Annotated in this window: 16 protein-coding genes and 1 pseudogene; 5 read left to right on the forward strand and 12 right to left on the reverse strand. The window is 60.7% G+C overall.

What is annotated here, in order from left to right; genetic code table 11:
• Window positions 1-51 precede the first annotated feature (51 nt).
• Together NDJ82_RS04435 and NDJ82_RS04440 are read right to left on the reverse strand one after the other, a co-directional pair.
• Window positions 52-624, reverse strand: coding sequence for a mechanosensitive ion channel family protein (locus NDJ82_RS04435; RefSeq protein WP_099585966.1), 573 nt, complete (start codon window positions 622-624; stop codon window positions 52-54).
• Window positions 624-2,534 (reverse strand): ATP-binding cassette domain-containing protein, encoded by a 1,911-nt coding sequence (locus NDJ82_RS04440; RefSeq protein ID WP_099585967.1) that lies wholly within the window; start codon window positions 2,532-2,534, stop codon window positions 624-626. Before NDJ82_RS04440 ends, NDJ82_RS04435 begins: the two co-directional genes overlap by 1 nt.
• A 50-nt stretch (window positions 2,535-2,584) precedes the next feature.
• Between NDJ82_RS04440 and NDJ82_RS04445 the strand changes: the two genes are divergently transcribed.
• Window positions 2,585-3,052, forward strand: coding sequence for a TIGR02444 family protein (locus NDJ82_RS04445; RefSeq protein ID WP_250924997.1), 468 nt, complete (start codon window positions 2,585-2,587; stop codon window positions 3,050-3,052).
• Here NDJ82_RS04445 and NDJ82_RS04450 read toward each other — a convergent pair.
• Window positions 3,049-3,996 (reverse strand): AlgP family protein, encoded by a 948-nt coding sequence (locus tag NDJ82_RS04450; protein ID WP_250924998.1) that lies wholly within the window; start codon window positions 3,994-3,996, stop codon window positions 3,049-3,051. The genes NDJ82_RS04445 and NDJ82_RS04450 overlap by 4 nt on opposite strands.
• Before the next feature lie 192 nt (window positions 3,997-4,188).
• Here NDJ82_RS04450 and NDJ82_RS04455 point away from each other — a divergent pair, with 192 nt between their 5' ends.
• The gene (locus tag NDJ82_RS04455; RefSeq protein WP_158879216.1) at window positions 4,189-4,866 is read left to right on the forward strand and encodes an FKBP-type peptidyl-prolyl cis-trans isomerase; all 678 of its coding nucleotides are present in this window, start codon (window positions 4,189-4,191) and stop codon (window positions 4,864-4,866) included.
• A 53-nt stretch (window positions 4,867-4,919) separates the two neighbouring features.
• On the opposite strand, the gene rsd is transcribed toward NDJ82_RS04455, so the two are convergent.
• From rsd to NDJ82_RS27590, 8 genes and pseudogenes are all read right to left on the reverse strand, one after another.
• On the reverse strand, window positions 4,920-5,378 hold the full coding sequence (gene rsd, locus NDJ82_RS04460) for a sigma D regulator (RefSeq protein ID WP_112192738.1): 459 nt from the start codon (window positions 5,376-5,378) through the stop codon (window positions 4,920-4,922).
• A 213-nt stretch (window positions 5,379-5,591) separates the two neighbouring features.
• Entirely contained in the window at window positions 5,592-6,113 is a 522-nt protein-coding gene (locus tag NDJ82_RS04465; protein ID WP_099585972.1) for a disulfide bond formation protein B, read from the reverse strand.
• A 235-nt stretch (window positions 6,114-6,348) separates the two neighbouring features.
• Entirely contained in the window at window positions 6,349-7,590 is a 1,242-nt protein-coding gene (locus NDJ82_RS04470; RefSeq protein ID WP_250924999.1) for a heme biosynthesis protein HemY, read from the reverse strand.
• A gap of 5 nt (window positions 7,591-7,595) precedes the next feature.
• Window positions 7,596-8,723 (reverse strand): uroporphyrinogen-III C-methyltransferase, encoded by a 1,128-nt coding sequence (locus NDJ82_RS04475; RefSeq protein ID WP_160385029.1) that lies wholly within the window; start codon window positions 8,721-8,723, stop codon window positions 7,596-7,598.
• 18 nt (window positions 8,724-8,741) lie between these two features.
• Complete coding sequence (locus NDJ82_RS04480; RefSeq protein WP_250925000.1) at window positions 8,742-9,503, reverse strand: uroporphyrinogen-III synthase; 762 nt, start codon at window positions 9,501-9,503, stop codon at window positions 8,742-8,744.
• A complete protein-coding gene (gene hemC / locus NDJ82_RS04485) occupies window positions 9,500-10,441 on the reverse strand; it encodes a hydroxymethylbilane synthase (protein ID WP_099585974.1) in 942 nt (313 codons plus the stop codon). Before hemC ends, NDJ82_RS04480 begins: the two co-directional genes overlap by 4 nt.
• Before the next feature lie 138 nt (window positions 10,442-10,579).
• Window positions 10,580-11,326 carry a LytR/AlgR family response regulator transcription factor gene (locus tag NDJ82_RS04490; RefSeq protein WP_099585975.1) on the reverse strand — a complete coding sequence of 249 codons (747 nt, stop codon included), beginning with the start codon at window positions 11,324-11,326 and terminating at the stop codon, window positions 10,580-10,582.
• Window positions 11,323-11,439 (reverse strand): annotated as a pseudogene (locus NDJ82_RS27590) (sensor histidine kinase); the annotation flags it as partial. The pseudogene NDJ82_RS27590 and the gene NDJ82_RS04490, both read right to left, overlap by 4 nt.
• A 390-nt stretch (window positions 11,440-11,829) precedes the next feature.
• Between NDJ82_RS27590 and argH the strand changes: the two are divergent.
• Window positions 11,830-13,224: an argininosuccinate lyase gene (argH, locus tag NDJ82_RS04495; RefSeq protein WP_112192741.1), complete on the forward strand. Its 1,395-nt coding sequence runs from the start codon at window positions 11,830-11,832 to the stop codon at window positions 13,222-13,224.
• 92 nt (window positions 13,225-13,316) lie between these two features.
• On the opposite strand, the gene NDJ82_RS04500 is transcribed toward argH, so the two are convergent.
• Window positions 13,317-13,976, reverse strand: a complete 660-nt coding sequence (locus NDJ82_RS04500; protein WP_158879221.1) for a glutathione S-transferase family protein — start codon at window positions 13,974-13,976, stop codon at window positions 13,317-13,319.
• 125 nt (window positions 13,977-14,101) lie between these two features.
• Here NDJ82_RS04500 and NDJ82_RS04505 point away from each other — a divergent pair, with 125 nt between their 5' ends.
• Both NDJ82_RS04505 and NDJ82_RS04510 read left to right on the forward strand, forming a co-directional pair.
• Window positions 14,102-14,386 (forward strand): hypothetical protein, encoded by a 285-nt coding sequence (locus NDJ82_RS04505; RefSeq protein ID WP_250925001.1) that lies wholly within the window; start codon window positions 14,102-14,104, stop codon window positions 14,384-14,386.
• Window positions 14,387-14,481: 95 nt separating this feature from the next.
• On the forward strand, window positions 14,482-14,736 hold the full coding sequence (locus tag NDJ82_RS04510; protein ID WP_099585979.1) for a TIGR02647 family protein: 255 nt from the start codon (window positions 14,482-14,484) through the stop codon (window positions 14,734-14,736).
• Window positions 14,737-14,887: the final 151 nt, after the last annotated feature.

Consider the following 14,887-nt stretch of genomic DNA (forward strand, 5'->3'; position numbering starts at 1 on the left):
GCTAACTCCGCAGGCCGAAGGCTGGCTATAGATTTTTACAAGATGTGAGTACTAGCGGTCGCCCGGAAACACATGGGTGCCTGGCCAGCGCCGCACGGAACGTTGGAAGAACAGGCTGTTGGGCACTTGCACCATCGCGCTGTCAGTCCCGGCCTCTGCGACCTCGACCAACGTGGTGTAGAGCAGGTTGATTGCTACCACACGGCCTTTCACACCCGGCTTGTCGACGGTATCCACCAGCTCGACGATGTCACCAATGCGGAACGGCCCGACGGTGAAGATCAAGATCGCGCACAGCAGGTTCGACAACACCGACCACATCGCGAAGAACGCCACGGCGGCAACCGCAACAAACCCCGACAACGCGGTCCACAGCACGGTGGCCGACACGCCCAGGCGACCCAGCACGAAGATCAGCGCACTGCCCATGATCAGCCAGCGCAGGCCGCCGCGCAGTGGCATCAACAGTTGCGGCGGGAACGGGTAGCGCTCACCCAGGCGAGTCAGGCCTTTGGCAACGAAACGCTGGGCGAGGTAAGCGCCCAGCAGGATCAGCAGGATTTGCACACCGATCCACACGGGCTCGACCCATTGCGTCGGAATCGGCAATTGCAACGCTTCCATCAGGACAGCGCCTCCAGCTCCGCTTGCAGGGTTTCGAGCAGTTCTAGGGCTTCCATCCAGGTTTCCTCCAATTGCCCTTCACGCACCTTGAGCTTGGCCTGTTCGGCCAGCAGGTCGCGCAACTCATCCTTGCGCGCAGCCTCGTACACCGCACTGTCGCCCAGGCTGGCTTCGATCTTGGCCAGGCGCTCGTGCAGCTTGCCCAGCTCGGCTTCCAGCTTGTCGGCTTCGCGCTTGTGCGGTGCCAACTGTTGGCGCAAGGCTGCAGCAGCCTGACGTTGAGCCTTCTTGTCGGTTTTGTCCGGGTTGATCGGCGTGTTGCTGACCGGTGCGTTGCGCAGACGGTAATCCGTCAGCCAGCGTGCGTAGTCATCCAGGTCGCCGTCGAACTCTTCGACTTTGCCATCGGCCACCAGCAGGAAGTTGTCGGTGGTGCTCTTGAGCAAGTGGCGATCGTGAGACACCACCAGTACCGCACCACTGAATTCCTGCAGGGCCATGGTCAGCGCCAGGCGCATTTCCAGGTCAAGGTGGTTGGTGGGCTCATCGAGCAGCAGCAGGTTCGGACGGTCCCAGGCGATCAGCGCCAGCGCCAGGCGCGCCTTTTCACCACCGGAGAAGTTCAGCACCGGCTCATCGATGCGCGCGCCACGGAAGTCGAAACCACCGAGGAAATCCCGCAGGGTCTGCTCGCGCTCGGTCGGTGCCAGGCGTTGCAGGTGCAGCAGCGGGCTGGCTTTGGAGTCCAGGGAGTCCAACTGATGCTGGGCGAAGTAGCCCACCACCAGGTTCTCACCACGGGTCAGGCGGCCGGCCAGGGGTTGCAGCTCACCTGAAAGGTTCTTGATCAGCGTCGACTTGCCCGCACCGTTAGGGCCGAGCAAACCGATGCGCGCACCTGGCGTGAGCTGCAGCTTGACCTTCTCCAGGATGGTTTTGTCGCCATAACCCAGGCGGGCATCCGAGAGGTCCAACAGGGGGCTGGAGATCTTCACCGATTCGCGGAATACGAAGTCGAACGGCGAATCGACGTGGGCCGCCGACAGTTCTTCCATGCGCTCCAGGGCTTTGATCCGGCTCTGGGCCTGACGGGCCTTGGTGGCCTGGGCCTTGAACCGGGCGATGTAGCTTTCCATGTGCGCACGTTGCGCTTGCTGCTTCTCGAACGCCTGCTGTTGCTGGGCCAGGCGCTCGGCACGGGCACGCTCGAACGCAGTGTAGCCGCCCCGGTAGAGGGTGATTTTCTTCTGTTCGACGTGAGCGATGTTGTCGACCACGGCGTCGAGGAAGTCCCGGTCGTGGGAAATCAGCAGCAAGGTGCCCTGGTAGCTCTTGAGGAAATCTTCCAGCCACAGGATCGCATCAAGGTCCAAGTGGTTGGTCGGCTCGTCGAGCAGCAACAGGTCCGAGGGGCACATCAGCGCCTGGGCCAGATTGAGGCGCATGCGCCAGCCGCCGGAGAAGTCGGCGACCGGGCGGTCCATTTGCTCGTTGGTAAAGCCAAGGCCGGCAAGCATCTTGCGGGCGCGGGCATCGGCGGTGTAGCCGTCGGCGCTGTCGAGTTCCGAGTGCAGGCGGGCCTGGGCGGCGCCGTCCTGGGCTTTCTCGGCCTCGGCCAGGTCGTGTTGCACCTGGCGCAGACGCAGGTCGCCATCGAGCACGTAGTCGATCGCGATGCGGTCCAGGGTGTCGATCTCCTGGCGCATATGGGCGATGCGCCAGTCGGCCGGCAGCAGGCAATCCCCGGAATCCGGGGTCAGCTCACCCAGCAACAGGGCAAACAACGTGGATTTGCCGGCGCCGTTGGCACCGATCAGGCCGGCTTTGTGACCGGCGTGCAGGGTCAGCTCGGCGTCTTCGAGAAGACGTTGCGGGCCACGCTGTAATGTTAGGCTTTGAAGTCGGATCATAATGGCGGCGGAGTCTACCAGCTTCGTTGGCCAATGGCTTGGGTGTGAATATGTGTGCTGACCTGTGGAGCTTTGCCCTCTCGACTTACGCCCGTCCGGGTGTGGAGGCCGCGTGCCTGCGTTTGCAGGAACAAGGAGCGGATGTGTGCCTGCTGCTGTGTGGGGCGTGGCTGGAACATCGCGGGGCGGCGCTGACCTGCGAGCGCGTGCAGGCATTGAAACAGATCGCCGTACCCTGGCAGGCACACGTCATCGAACCGTTGCGAAAGGTGCGCGTGCAATGGCGGGTGTTGGCGCAGCAGGATGAACAGCTGTCGGCGTTACGGGAGCGGGTCAAGGCCCTGGAGTTGGAGGCGGAACGCGAGCTGCTGTCACGCCTGGGAGCGCTGGCAAAGACATGGTCGAGCTCAGAAGTGATGGAGCATCAGAAATGGTTGGAAGGACTGGTGGCTGAAGCTGCCACCAACCTTGACCACGACGCGCTGCAACACTTGCGCGTCGTGGCCACCGGCACTTAGGAAGCGCTGGTTGGAGTGGTGCTTGGTGCTGCCGGTGCAGGGGTGCTGCTGGCCGGGGCGCTTGGAGCGGTGGAGGCAGCCGAAGTAGCCGCAGGTGCTGCTGGCTTGGCGGGTGCTGGCTTGGCGGCTGGTTTGGCAGCGACGGTTTTGGCAGCTGGCTTGACGGCTGGTTTTGCAGCAGCAGTTTTAGCAGCAGTTTTAGCAGCTGGCTTGGCGGCTGGTTTTGCAGCAGCGGTTTTAGCAGCTGGCTTGGCGGCTGGTTTCGCAGCAGCAGTTTTAGCAGCTGGCTTGGCGGCCGGTTTTGCAGCAGCGGTTTTAGCAGCTGGCTTGGCGGCCGGTTTTGCAGCAGCAGTCTTGGCAACTGGCTTGGCGGCTGGTTTTGCAGCAGCAGTCTTGGCAGCTGGCTTGGCGGCCGGTTTTGCAACAGCAGTTTTAGCAGCCGGTTTGGCGGCCGGTTTTGCAGCGGCAGTCTTGGCAACTGGCTTGGCGGCTGGCTTTGCAGCAGCGGTTTTAGTAGTTGGCTTGGCGATCGCTTTAGCAGGTGCGCGCGCGCCCAGTGCCTTCGCTACAGCTTCTTTCACACGACCGACGCCCTGGGCCAGTTTCAGGCTTTCCTGAGCATCTTTCTTGAGTTGGGAAATGTAGGCGCGGGTTTCAGCCTGGCGATCCTTGAGGGCGTCCAGCAGGTCCTCAAGTTCTTTGACAGCGTCTTTGGCTTTGGCTTGTGCCTTGGCCTTGCCGGCAGTAGCGGCGCCCTGCAGTTTGGTGCGGGATTTGTGCAGTTTTTCTTGCGCCTTACCGCGTTGTTTTTCCAATTTGGCGAGCAGTTTTTCTGCATCGGCCAACGCTTGGGAGCACGCGCTTTCCAGATGTTCGAGCAGGCTGCTCGACAGTTGTTGGAGTAAGTGCAACGGGGTATTAACAGGCTTCTGTTTGGCCGACATGGTTTACCTCCTGGCTGACGTGGGTGCGGCTCATACTAGCCCTCTGCTCTTACCGCCGCTAGGGCATGTTGACAGTATCGTTTGCCATGCGTTGCACGGTACGAAAATTCTTATTGATATAACGAAAATACGCGGCACTTTTTACCCATTCACACTGGCATAATCCGTCGCACTTCAGGCGGGAGAATGCCCATGTCGCGTTACCTTTTTCTTGTGCTGGGCTTGGCAATTTCCGTGGCCAATGCGAGCGAGCAATCACCTGCCAAAACGGCAGACCAAGACCAGCACGACCTTGCCTACAGCCTTGGCGCCAGCCTCGGTGAACGCCTGCGTCAGGAAGTACCGGACCTGCAGATCCAGGCCTTGATCGACGGCCTCAAGCAAGCCTATCAAGGCAAGCCGCTGGCGCTGGATAATGCACGCATCGAACAGATTCTTGCCCTGCATGAAGCGCAGGCCGAAGCCGACGCTCACGCCCCCAAAAGCGAAAAAGCCCTTGCCGCTGAACAGCAGTTTCTGGCCAAGGAAAAAACCGCGAAAGGGGTGCGCGAATTGGCCGATGGAATCCTGCTCACCGAACTGGCACCTGGCAGCGGTAGCAAGCCCGGCGCGAATGATCAGGTTCAAGTGAAATACGTGGGCCGCTTGCCCGATGGCACGGTCTTCGATCAGAGCACACAGCCCCAGTGGTTTCGCCTGGACAGCGTGATCGACGGCTGGAGCAGCGCGTTGCAACAGATGCCCGTGGGAGCGAAATGGCGCCTGGTGATTCCATCCGCCCAAGCCTATGGCGCCGACGGTGCAGGTGAGTTGATCCCGCCTTACACGCCATTGGTATTCGAGATCGAATTGCTCGGCACTCGCCACTGACCCAATAAAAAACGGTGCGCCATGCGCACCGTTTTTCCAACTGCCGTTGAGGATCAAGCCTGAGTGGCTGACTCTTCCTTGTGGGCGTTGTGCAGCACTTCGATCAGGCAGTCTTCCAGTTCGAAACGCTCGTGAAGCAGACCACCAAGCTCCTTGAACTTTTCAGCAACACACTTGCCTTCATCGCACAGATCGTTGAAGGCCAGCAGCTTCTCGGTGATCACATCAATACGCGGGTAAATGGTCTCGGCCAACTCCAAGCCACGCTTGTTGTTGAAGGCTTTCGCTTCGCCGGTCAGTTGCTCGTAGATCTCAAAATGGCCTGCTGAAACGTAGTCCACCAAAGTCCCACAGAACTCTCGCAATGATTTGTGATTTTCTGCCAGAGCCTCAGGCTTGGCGCCAAGCGCATCAAAGGAGCGAACCAGTTCGTGACGTGCCTTCAGCCAGCTGTCGATCAGCTTGTGCACCCCACCCCAGCGTTCCTGAGCATTCTGACAACTTTCCAGCATGATGATCTCTCTTCCCTATAGGGGCGCTGCCGCCTGATGCCCACGCAAAACTTCAAGGATCAAGCTGCAGCGGGACAAAGCCGCATCTGACAAACAAACGGTTTTGATAACGCGTGCGGGCCAGATTATGCCCGCACGACTATGGCTTCAAGGTACGCAGGAGAGAAAGTTCATACAAGTGTTTAATCCCGTCCTACAAACCACGACCTCCATTCAGCGCTCTACCTGATGCAATGGACGGCTCAAAAACAGCCGAGAAAACTGTATGGCCCCAAGGGTCAACATGCCCAGGAAGAACAGCAGGCTCCACTCGGGAACGCTCAAGTCAAACAGCGTCCAGCTGATTTCCACACAATCGGCAGTGCCTTCAACCACCAATTTCAATGCCTGCCACATGGACAGATCTTGGACCATATGGCTCAGGCTGGGCCAGCAATGGGTCGCCTGATCCGGTGCGGCATTTTGCAGCAGCACCTGGCGCACTGCGGTGATGGCGCCCAACAACGCACACACCATGCTCGCCAGCCCATACAGGTAATAAGTGGAACGCCTGGGGTTGTGGACAACCGCGACCAGATTGACGAGCAGGAATGCGGCCAGAAATACCCGTTGTATCTGGCACAGGAAGCACGGACGCAACGATGCACCGAACTCAAGATAGAAGGACGCGCCCAACGTCAGTGCGCCTGCGATGAACGCAATAAAAAACAAGGAGCGTGAAGGGGCCAAAGACATGCTTTATCCGCACCGCGAGAGATAGGTGGTTACGGTAGAGGAAAGGCCTGACCGCTTTCAATACGCGACAGAGCAGACAATTCTGTGAGGGCCTAGGGACATCCCGCAAAAGGATGGAAGACTTCGAGCATCCAGGCGTAGGAGTTTGCAATAAAGCGCTCCAGAGCCTACATCCGCAGGACATGAAGGGTTAGCTCTCAGACGAATCCGAGCCAACCCTCTCTCCTTTCCTACATCAAACGCGGGCGGCAACTGGCAGTGGAGACGCCAGCAAGCGGTTATCCAACAAGCCCAGACCTTCCTGAAACAGTTGATTGCTGCGCTCGGTATCACCCAGCTGGGCCAACAACCGCGCCAGCTCGGCACACGCCTCAGGATTGCGCTGCACGTGCAGGCTGCTTTCCAGATAGTCCCGCGCCTTGCCCCAAAGGCTGTTTTGCAGGCACAGACGCCCCAATGTCAGCAGAAGGCTGGCATCACCTGGGTAATCCTTGAGCCACCCCTCGGCAAACTTCAATTGCCGGGCCGGATCACTGCCACGCAGCAGGCCGTAGAGACGAATCAGGTGGCTGTCGTAATCACGCTTGATAGCACTGCGCAACGCCTCCTCCGCCTTGGCATCGGCGCCCAGCTGGCGCAGTTGCTCGGCGTAGGCCAGAACCAACTGCGGCTCCTGGCGCTGGGCCGAAGTGAGTTGTTGCCAGGCCCGCTCAAGGGACTGCAAACCCGCTTCGCCCTGTTCTTCGCGCTGGGCTGCCAGACTCAGGTCCTCACCCCAGGCACGGCGCTCCAGCTCGGCCAGTTCGCTGGCAGGCAGCACTTTGTCCTTGCGCAGTTCCGGCAACAGTCGGATTACCGACGACCAGTCGCCTCGTTGCTGGTGCAGGCGCTGCAATTGGCGCAGCACCTGGGCGTTATGGGGATGACGCTCGTGCATGGCCTGCAAAGTGATCAGCGCACCATCAGTGTCACCACGGTCCAATTGCAATTGCGCATGGCTCAAAGCGACCGCCAGTTCTGCTTGGGGCTGACGCTCAAGCGCACGCTCCAGCAACCCGTCGGACTCTTCATAACGCCCCAGCTCATTCGCCGCCCGGGCAGCGCCAAGGTAGTAAAGCAGCGGTTGGCGCTCAGCTTCGGCGGCACGGTGCAGGTGCCGCTCAGCACTGGCCCAGCGGCCTTCGGCAAGGTCCATCTGGCCCTGCTCGATAGCGATCTGCACGCGGCGACTGCGGTTACGCCGAGACCACGGGTTGACCACGCCACCGGAGGTGGTCACCAGGCTCAGCAACACGCGGATCAGGTAGATGGCGAGGCCGATGGCAAACACGGCCACCACGGTCGCCCATAGGCTCGACTCGTAATGCAGCACATGAGGGTAGGTAATCAGCACGTAGCCGGTGTGTTTCGAAATGCCCACAGCGAGTGCCAGGGCGATCGCAATCGCCAGCACCAGGATCACATAGAAACGCTTCATCGGGTCTACTCCTGCTTCGCCGACGAGGCCGCCGGGTTGCCAGCCGCCGCCTTGGCTTCATCAGCAGACAGATGACGACGTTCGAGGTACGCCTGCACTGCGGCCAGGCTCGCCGCCAGATCCGGTGTCACCACCGACACGGCTTTGGGCTCAAGTTCGGCGATACGCGCCAGCATCGCTTTGCTTTGCGGGTTGTCCTGGTTGAAGTTGTCCTGCAACACGCTGCGCGCTTCGCCAAGCGATCGGCTGTACACCGCCGACTCGCCATTGAGCGCCGCCCATTGGGCTTGCTCCAACGCCAGGCTCAGGGCCAGGCGAACTTGGTTCAAGCCCTGGCCGGCAAGCAGCGGCCGGATGTTGTCGTCGGGGTTGAAGTCGATGCGGAAGTAGCGGGAAATCTGTTCCCACCACTGGCTCCAGCGGTTATCCGTATCCGTGCTTGGACGCCCCTGGGAAGCGGGCTCGGTGAGCTGATATTCGGGGGCAATGGCCGCCAGCTGAACAACCTGGTCACGCAAGGCTGCCAATTGCAGGTACAACCCGGTACGGTCCGGCTGCTCGGTACTGCGCAACGCGGCCAGGCTCTTGGCTAATTGTTCACGGGCGGCGTAGGAACCTGGATCGCTCTGCTCGCGAAGAATCTCATCGGCGCCCTGGACCAGCGCTTGGGCACTGTTGATATCTTGCAGGGCGGACAACCGCAGGCTCGCCAGACGGATCAAGTGCTCGGCCTCGGCGAGGCGCCAGTCCTTGCGGCTCGCCCCGAGCACGGTTTCCAGGCGCTGGTTCAGGCGCTGCTGATCACCTTGCAGCTGGGCGACCAGACGGCGGCGCTCTTCCAGTTCGTCCGCACCCGGCAACTGGGCAAGACGTGCAGCCAGTTGCTGCTGGCTTTGCTTGAGGGATTGGGATTGGTCGTCCAGGGTCTGCACCTGACCCAACTGCTGCTGGCTGCTGGCTTGCAGGGCGCGGACCTGCCAGATCCCCCAGCCGCCGGCGGCAACGCCAGCGGCGCCAAGTAGCAGCGCGACAACTGCCAGGCCATTGCCACGGCGCGGCGTGGTGACCGGTGACTCAACCGGCGCATCGAGTGCGGGCTGGGTTTCATCTTTAGGCAAGGCTGTTTCGCTCACGTATCCGTCCTTTGCGTATCAGAGAGTGGGAACGGCATGACTCCGTAACGCCACTAACAAAGCCGCGGCACTCGCGCCGCGACAATCCACAACTTTTTCTGCGCCCGCAGCCCGCGCCATCTCGGCGACGCGTGGGCTGGGCACGAACAACGGCAGCTGTGCCACCTGTGGCCAATCGGAGCCGGCCAAGGCTTGCAGGTGCAAAAAACCCTGCCCACTGCTGACCACCAGCCCGTTCAAGCGTTCCAACTGGATACGTTGCACCAGCACACCGGCGTCATAGTCTGGAAGAAAACGGCGGTACAACTCCAGATAGTCGACACTAGCACCTTGCTCGCGCAAACGCTCCGCCAGCAGCTCTCGTCCGCCCTCGCCCCGCAGGATCAACACCCGCGAACCAGGGCGTGCAGCAGCCTCGCGCAACGCCGGCAGCTGAAGCAAGGCCTCGCTGTCGTCGCCGGTTTGGGGATAGTGAACGTTCAGGCCATGATCGGCCAGTACCTGCGCTGTTGCCGCGCCGACGCTGAACCAAGGCATTGGCGGCGCGGGACGAAAAGCCAATTGCTGCACGGCTAGGCGCGCAGCGGGCTTACTCACCACGATCACTGCGCAATAGCGGTCCAGGTCGCGCCATACAGCCAACTGTCCGGGCGTGATGGGTAAAGGCTCAGTGTCGAGCAAGGGCAAGCTGCTGCTGAAAATGCAGGCTTCAGACAACGACGCCGCCAGGGCTGTCGACTCCTCGGCAGGCCGCGTCAGCAGCACTCGCCATCCGCTCACTGCGGGCCGGCCTCACCGTAGACTTTTTGCAGGATGGCACCGGCGCCTTTATCCAGCAGTTCTTCGGCGACCTGGATGCCCAGGGCCGTCGCATCACGCTGCGGCCCGCGCACCTCTGCCGTCAGCAGGGTGCCGCCGTCGGGGTCGCCGACCAGGCCACGCAGCCACAGGTTTTCACCTTCAAGCACGGCGTAGCAGGCGATGGGCACCTGGCAGCCGCCATTGAGGTGTTTGTTCAGGGCACGCTCGGCCGTGACGCGCACTTCGGTATCGTGGTGATCGAGAGGCTTGAGCAGCGCGTGGATTTCACGGTCGGCGGTGCGGCATTCGATGCCCACGGCGCCCTGCCCGCCAGCAGGCAAGCTGTCTTCGACGCTGATGGCCGAGGTGATACGGTCTTCGAAGCCCAGGCGGATCAGACCGGCAGCGGCGAGGATGATCGCGTCATATTCGCCGGCATCCAGCTTGGCCAGACGGGTGTTGACGTTGCCGCGCAAAAAACGGATCTGCAGGTCCGGGCGACGGGTCAGCAACTGGGCCTGGCGACGCAAGCTGGAGGTGCCGACGATGCTACCCAGCGGCAGCTCATCCAGGGACGCATAGGTGTTGGAAACGAAGGCATCACGCGGGTCTTCGCGCTCGCAGATACAAAAAAGGCCCAGGCCTTCGGGGAAGTCCATGGGCACGTCTTTCATCGAATGCACTGCGATGTCGGCTTCGTTTTCCAGCAGCGCCGTCTCCAGCTCCTTGACGAATAGGCCCTTGCCACCGATCTTCGACAGCGGCGAGTCGAGCAGCTTGTCGCCGCGACTGACCATGGGCACCAGGGACACCGTGAGGCCGGGATGGGCCTGCTCAAGGCGTGCTTTGACGTATTCGGCCTGCCATAGGGCCAGGGCACTTTTACGGGTGGCGATGCGGATTTCGCGAGAGGACATGGATCAATCCGTACTGGGTAGATACGGCAGATAATAACAGCTCAGGCAAACGCGCTTTGATTTGAATCAGCAAGTGCGGGGCCTCCCTGGCCACGTCGCACCGGGATAAGGAATGCAGACCTCGGTGGAGCCCTCGGACTAAAGCTGCTGCATCATTTTGCGCACGCCGGCGACATGGCGTCGGCTGACAATCAACGCATCGCCGTTAAGCCCTTTGAGAAACAACTGGAAGTGCCCAAGGGGTGTGCGTTGCAGGCGCTCGATGCGCTCGCGGGCCACCAGTGCGTTGCGGTGGATACGCACGAAGCGGTCACCGAACTCATCCTCAAGGGCCTTGAGCGGCTCATCGAGCAACACTTCGCCGGCCTCATGTCGCAGGGTCACGTACTTGTGGTCGGCAATGAAGTAAACCACCTGGCTCAGCGGAATCAGCTCAATGCCTTTGCGTGTACGTGCGCTGATGTGGCTGCGCGGCCCGTTACCACTTTGGGCGGCAGGCTGGGTCAAGGCGGCCAGTTGAGCGCGGTTGGGGCGCTCGGCTTTCTTCAGGGCCTTGAGCAAGGCGTCGCCAGTCACTGGCTTGATCACAAAGCTGACGCCACTGGCTTCCAGTGTCTGTTCGGCAAACTCTTCCTGCGCGGCGCACAACACCACGGCAGGCGGCGATTCCCGCTCGCTCAGCCGGGCGGCAACTTGCAGGCCATCAAGGCCCGGCATGCGGATATCGAGCAACACCAGGTCCGGCTTGAGGCTGTCGATCAGCGTCAACGCCTCCTCCCCGTTGGAGGCACTCGGCTCAAGGACTGTATAACCCTCAAGCTCACTGACCAAGCGGGTCAGTCGCTCGCGGGCTTGGGGTTCGTCATCAACGATCAGGACATTCATATAGCGCTGGATTCCTGCGTGAGTCTCGCACAAGGATAGCGTAGACAGGTGCGGTGACTTGCGTCACAGCGATCCACGCTAAGACTAGCGCGAGCGGCAAAAAGTGCCCCGACAGCGGCACCCATATTTACCCGGACCTGTTCAATAGCGCCCAAAACCTGCTGCCATCGGGCATCGTCGTAGGGTTTGCTGATACACAATCCGAATACCCCCCTTTTAAATGGATAGTCAGGCTCTGACCGCAATACCCGACTTTGGTGCATTCACACACTATCAGTCCAACTGTAGACGCTCACTGGAACGATATTGCTCAATCGTCAAATATCGTTTCAATAAACACCTGCCTCCAGTCTCTTCCCGGACGCGGTCGGCGGCAAGGCACTTAGCCATCCTTTGCACAAATAAAAATGCCGACGACCCGCAGCACCGCCTCCACGGGCAACCCTGTTATTATCGCCGGCAGACTTCCACGCCTCTTTATTAAGCAGACCACGAGCGAATCCATGAGCACCGACAAGACCAACCAGTCCTGGGGCGGCCGCTTCAGTGAACCCGTCGACGCCTTCGTCGCCCGCTTCACCGCCTCCGTCACCTTCGACCAGCGCCTGTACCGCCACGACATCATGGGCTCCATCGCCCACGCGACGATGCTGGCCAAAGTCGGCGTACTGACCGACGCCGAACGCGACAGCATCATCGACGGCCTGACCACCATCCGCGGTGAGATCGAGGCCGGTACGTTCGACTGGCGCGTCGACCTGGAAGACGTGCACATGAATATCGAGGCCCGCCTCACCGACCGTATCGGTGTGACCGGCAAGAAGCTGCACACCGGTCGTAGCCGTAACGACCAGGTGGCCACGGATATCCGCCTGTGGCTGCGCGACGAAATCGATCTGATCCTGTCCGAAATCACTCGCCTGCAAAAAGGTCTGCTGGAGCAGGCCGAGCGCGAGTCGGACACCATCATGCCCGGCTTCACTCACCTGCAAACCGCCCAGCCTGTGACGTTCGGCCACCACCTGCTGGCCTGGTTCGAAATGCTCAGCCGCGACTACGAGCGCCTGGTGGATTGCCGCAAGCGCGCCAACCGCATGCCGTTGGGCAGCGCCGCGCTGGCCGGCACCACTTACCCGATCGACCGTGAGTACACCGCGCAATTGCTGGGCTTCGACGCCGTAGGGGGCAACTCCCTGGATGGCGTGTCGGACCGTGACTTCGCCATCGAATTCTGCGCCGCCGCCAGCATCGCGATGATGCATCTGTCGCGCTTCTCCGAAGAGCTGGTGCTGTGGACCAGCGCGCAATTTCAGTTCATCGACCTGCCGGACCGTTTCTGCACCGGCAGTTCGATCATGCCGCAAAAGAAAAACCCCGACGTGCCAGAGCTGGTACGTGGCAAGAGCGGCCGTGTGTTCGGCGCGCTGATGGGCTTGCTGACCCTGATGAAAGGCCAGCCGCTGGCCTATAACAAAGACAACCAGGAAGACAAGGAACCGCTGTTCGACGCCGCCGACACCCTGCGCGACTCGCTGCGTGCCTTTGCCGACATGATCCCGGCGATCAAGCCAAAACACGCGATCATGCGCGAAGCGGCCTTGCGTGGGTTCTCCACCGCGACTGACCTGGCGGACTACCTGGTGCGCCGTGGCCTGCCGTTCCGTGACTGCCACGAAATCGTCGGCCATGCCGTGAAATACGGCGTGGACACCGGCAAGGACCTGGCGGAAATGAGCCTGGAAGAACTGCGCACATTCAGCGACCAGATCGAACAGGACGTGTTTGCCGTGCTGACTCTGGAAGGCTCGGTGAATGCCCGTAACCACGTCGGCGGCACTGCGCCGGCGCAGGTGAAGGCAGCTGTGTTGCGCGGCCAGGAATTGCTCGCCAGCCGCTAAAAGCATCGCAGGCAAGCCAGCTCCCACAGGAAATCGCATTCCAATGTGGGAGCCGGGCTTGCCCGCGATAGCGTCCTGCCAGACGCCAAAATCTATTTCTTGGCCGCGATCATCGCCATAAACGCCGGCATCGCCGCCTCTCTGTCCGCCGCCACTTTCTGAGCGTTGGGCATGGCGTGCAACCTCTCCAGCAACGCCTTGGCCGCCGGCATTTCAGCCAGCAGATCCAGGCCAAACAGCTTCTCGCCCACCGCGCAGGCGAGGTTCACGCTGTACATGAAATACAAATCGGCAATCGTAAAGCTCTCCCCCGCCACATACGGCGCGAACTTGCCGTGCCTGCCCAATGAACCAAAACCCAACAACAACTCGGCCTTGGACTTCTCCTTGATCGCCTCCGGCACCGGCATGCCGAAGAACGCTTCGGCAAAACACGCGCGGGCAGGCAGCTCGATGTACAGCTCGATTTCACGGCACAGCGCAAGCACCTGGGCGCGCTGGAATGGCTCGGCTGGCAACAGCGACGGACCTTCCTGGGTTTGCTCGATGTATTCGAGGATCACACTGGTTTCGTTGATAAACCCCTGCTTCACGCCCAGCGCCGGCACCTTGCCACGCGGGCTGATTTCCAAGGCTTGCGGGGTCTGGCCAGCGTAGAAAGGCACCTCTTCAAATAGCAGCCCTTTCTCCAGCAGCGCCAGTTTCACCATGTTGTAGTAGTTACTGACCGAAAATCCGTAAAGCTTGAGCATCGCAAAGCCTCCAGGCCGTGTGCGGGGTTGGCTGCAGGAGTTATAGATCCTGGGGCGCGGCCTGACCAGCAGCATCACCTGCCTGAATGGGGGTAGACTGGCGCCCTTTCCTTGAGGAGCCTGCCATGAGCGAGCCGACCGATATCGACAACGACGAAGAAGAATTCACCGAAAGCACGCTGATCGAAGCAATCGAGAACCAGATCGAAAGCGACAACCCGCCTGCCGCCAAAGCTACCTTCAACAAGTTGACGTTGGTGGGTTATGAGCGTGAAGAGATCCTGAATCTCATGGCCCACGTGCTCGCATTCGAGATTGACGCAATGCTGGAAGAAGACCGCGCCTTCAATACCGAGTGGTATGAAACCGCGCTGCGGGCGTTGCCTGAGTTGCCGCCGGAAAAGGAATAACCCCGGCACACCGCAACACGCTGGACAGTTCGGCAAAGTGCGTTCACCTTATGGTCTGCTAGCCTCTAATAAATTTTAGAAAGTCTGGAGTCCTTATGTCGTATACCCCTGAGTTGGTTGCCGAACTGGAAATCCTTGTACTCTTTCCCTTGGACAGCACCAAGGAAGGTCTGAAAGTCCACCAGACCGCCGCTGCCACTGCTATCGCCGCTGCCAAGCGACTCCATGCAAAAGGACTGATCGACCAGCCGGACGGAGGCTACCTCACCAGCCTTGGCCGGGACGCTGCGGAGCAGGCCCAAACCCTGCTGACCATTTTGACCACTGCCAACACCAAAGAAGCCGCCTGATACCGACTACCGCCCATGGAGTCCGCCCATTGCGGATTCCGAGGGCTTTGCTGTGCACGTGAGAATATTCTGGCATCAAACGCTGCTTTCCCTCTAAAACTCCTACGCCACTGACTGTAAACTCCTACACGGCCGCCCACGTCGGGCTCTG

Source organism: Pseudomonas sp. SR18, assembly GCF_023701505.1.
GTDB classification, from domain to species: domain Bacteria; phylum Pseudomonadota; class Gammaproteobacteria; order Pseudomonadales; family Pseudomonadaceae; genus Aquipseudomonas; species Aquipseudomonas cyclaminis.

What these genes read in the sequence shown, in the direction of transcription:
- NDJ82_RS04455 (WP_158879216.1), top strand. Translation starts at nt 4,189, where the DNA reads ATGTCGCGTTACCTTTTTCTTGTGCTGGGCTTGGCAATTTCCGTGGCC.
- NDJ82_RS04450 (WP_250924998.1), bottom strand. Translation starts at nt 3,996, where the DNA reads ATGTCGGCCAAACAGAAGCCTGTTAATACCCCGTTGCACTTACTCCAA.
- NDJ82_RS04435 (WP_099585966.1), bottom strand. Translation starts at nt 624, where the DNA reads ATGGAAGCGTTGCAATTGCCGATTCCGACGCAATGGGTCGAGCCCGTG.
- rsd (WP_112192738.1), bottom strand. Translation starts at nt 5,378, where the DNA reads ATGCTGGAAAGTTGTCAGAATGCTCAGGAACGCTGGGGTGGGGTGCAC.
- NDJ82_RS04510 (WP_099585979.1), top strand. Translation starts at nt 14,482, where the DNA reads ATGTCGTATACCCCTGAGTTGGTTGCCGAACTGGAAATCCTTGTACTC.
- argH (WP_112192741.1), top strand. Translation starts at nt 11,830, where the DNA reads ATGAGCACCGACAAGACCAACCAGTCCTGGGGCGGCCGCTTCAGTGAA.
- NDJ82_RS04500 (WP_158879221.1), bottom strand. Translation starts at nt 13,976, where the DNA reads ATGCTCAAGCTTTACGGATTTTCGGTCAGTAACTACTACAACATGGTG.
- NDJ82_RS04465 (WP_099585972.1), bottom strand. Translation starts at nt 6,113, where the DNA reads ATGTCTTTGGCCCCTTCACGCTCCTTGTTTTTTATTGCGTTCATCGCA.
- hemC (WP_099585974.1), bottom strand. Translation starts at nt 10,441, where the DNA reads ATGTCCTCTCGCGAAATCCGCATCGCCACCCGTAAAAGTGCCCTGGCC.
- NDJ82_RS04490 (WP_099585975.1), bottom strand. Translation starts at nt 11,326, where the DNA reads ATGAATGTCCTGATCGTTGATGACGAACCCCAAGCCCGCGAGCGACTG.
- NDJ82_RS04440 (WP_099585967.1), bottom strand. Translation starts at nt 2,534, where the DNA reads ATGATCCGACTTCAAAGCCTAACATTACAGCGTGGCCCGCAACGTCTT.
- NDJ82_RS04505 (WP_250925001.1), top strand. Translation starts at nt 14,102, where the DNA reads ATGAGCGAGCCGACCGATATCGACAACGACGAAGAAGAATTCACCGAA.
- NDJ82_RS04470 (WP_250924999.1), bottom strand. Translation starts at nt 7,590, where the DNA reads ATGAAGCGTTTCTATGTGATCCTGGTGCTGGCGATTGCGATCGCCCTG.
- NDJ82_RS04445 (WP_250924997.1), top strand. Translation starts at nt 2,585, where the DNA reads ATGTGTGCTGACCTGTGGAGCTTTGCCCTCTCGACTTACGCCCGTCCG.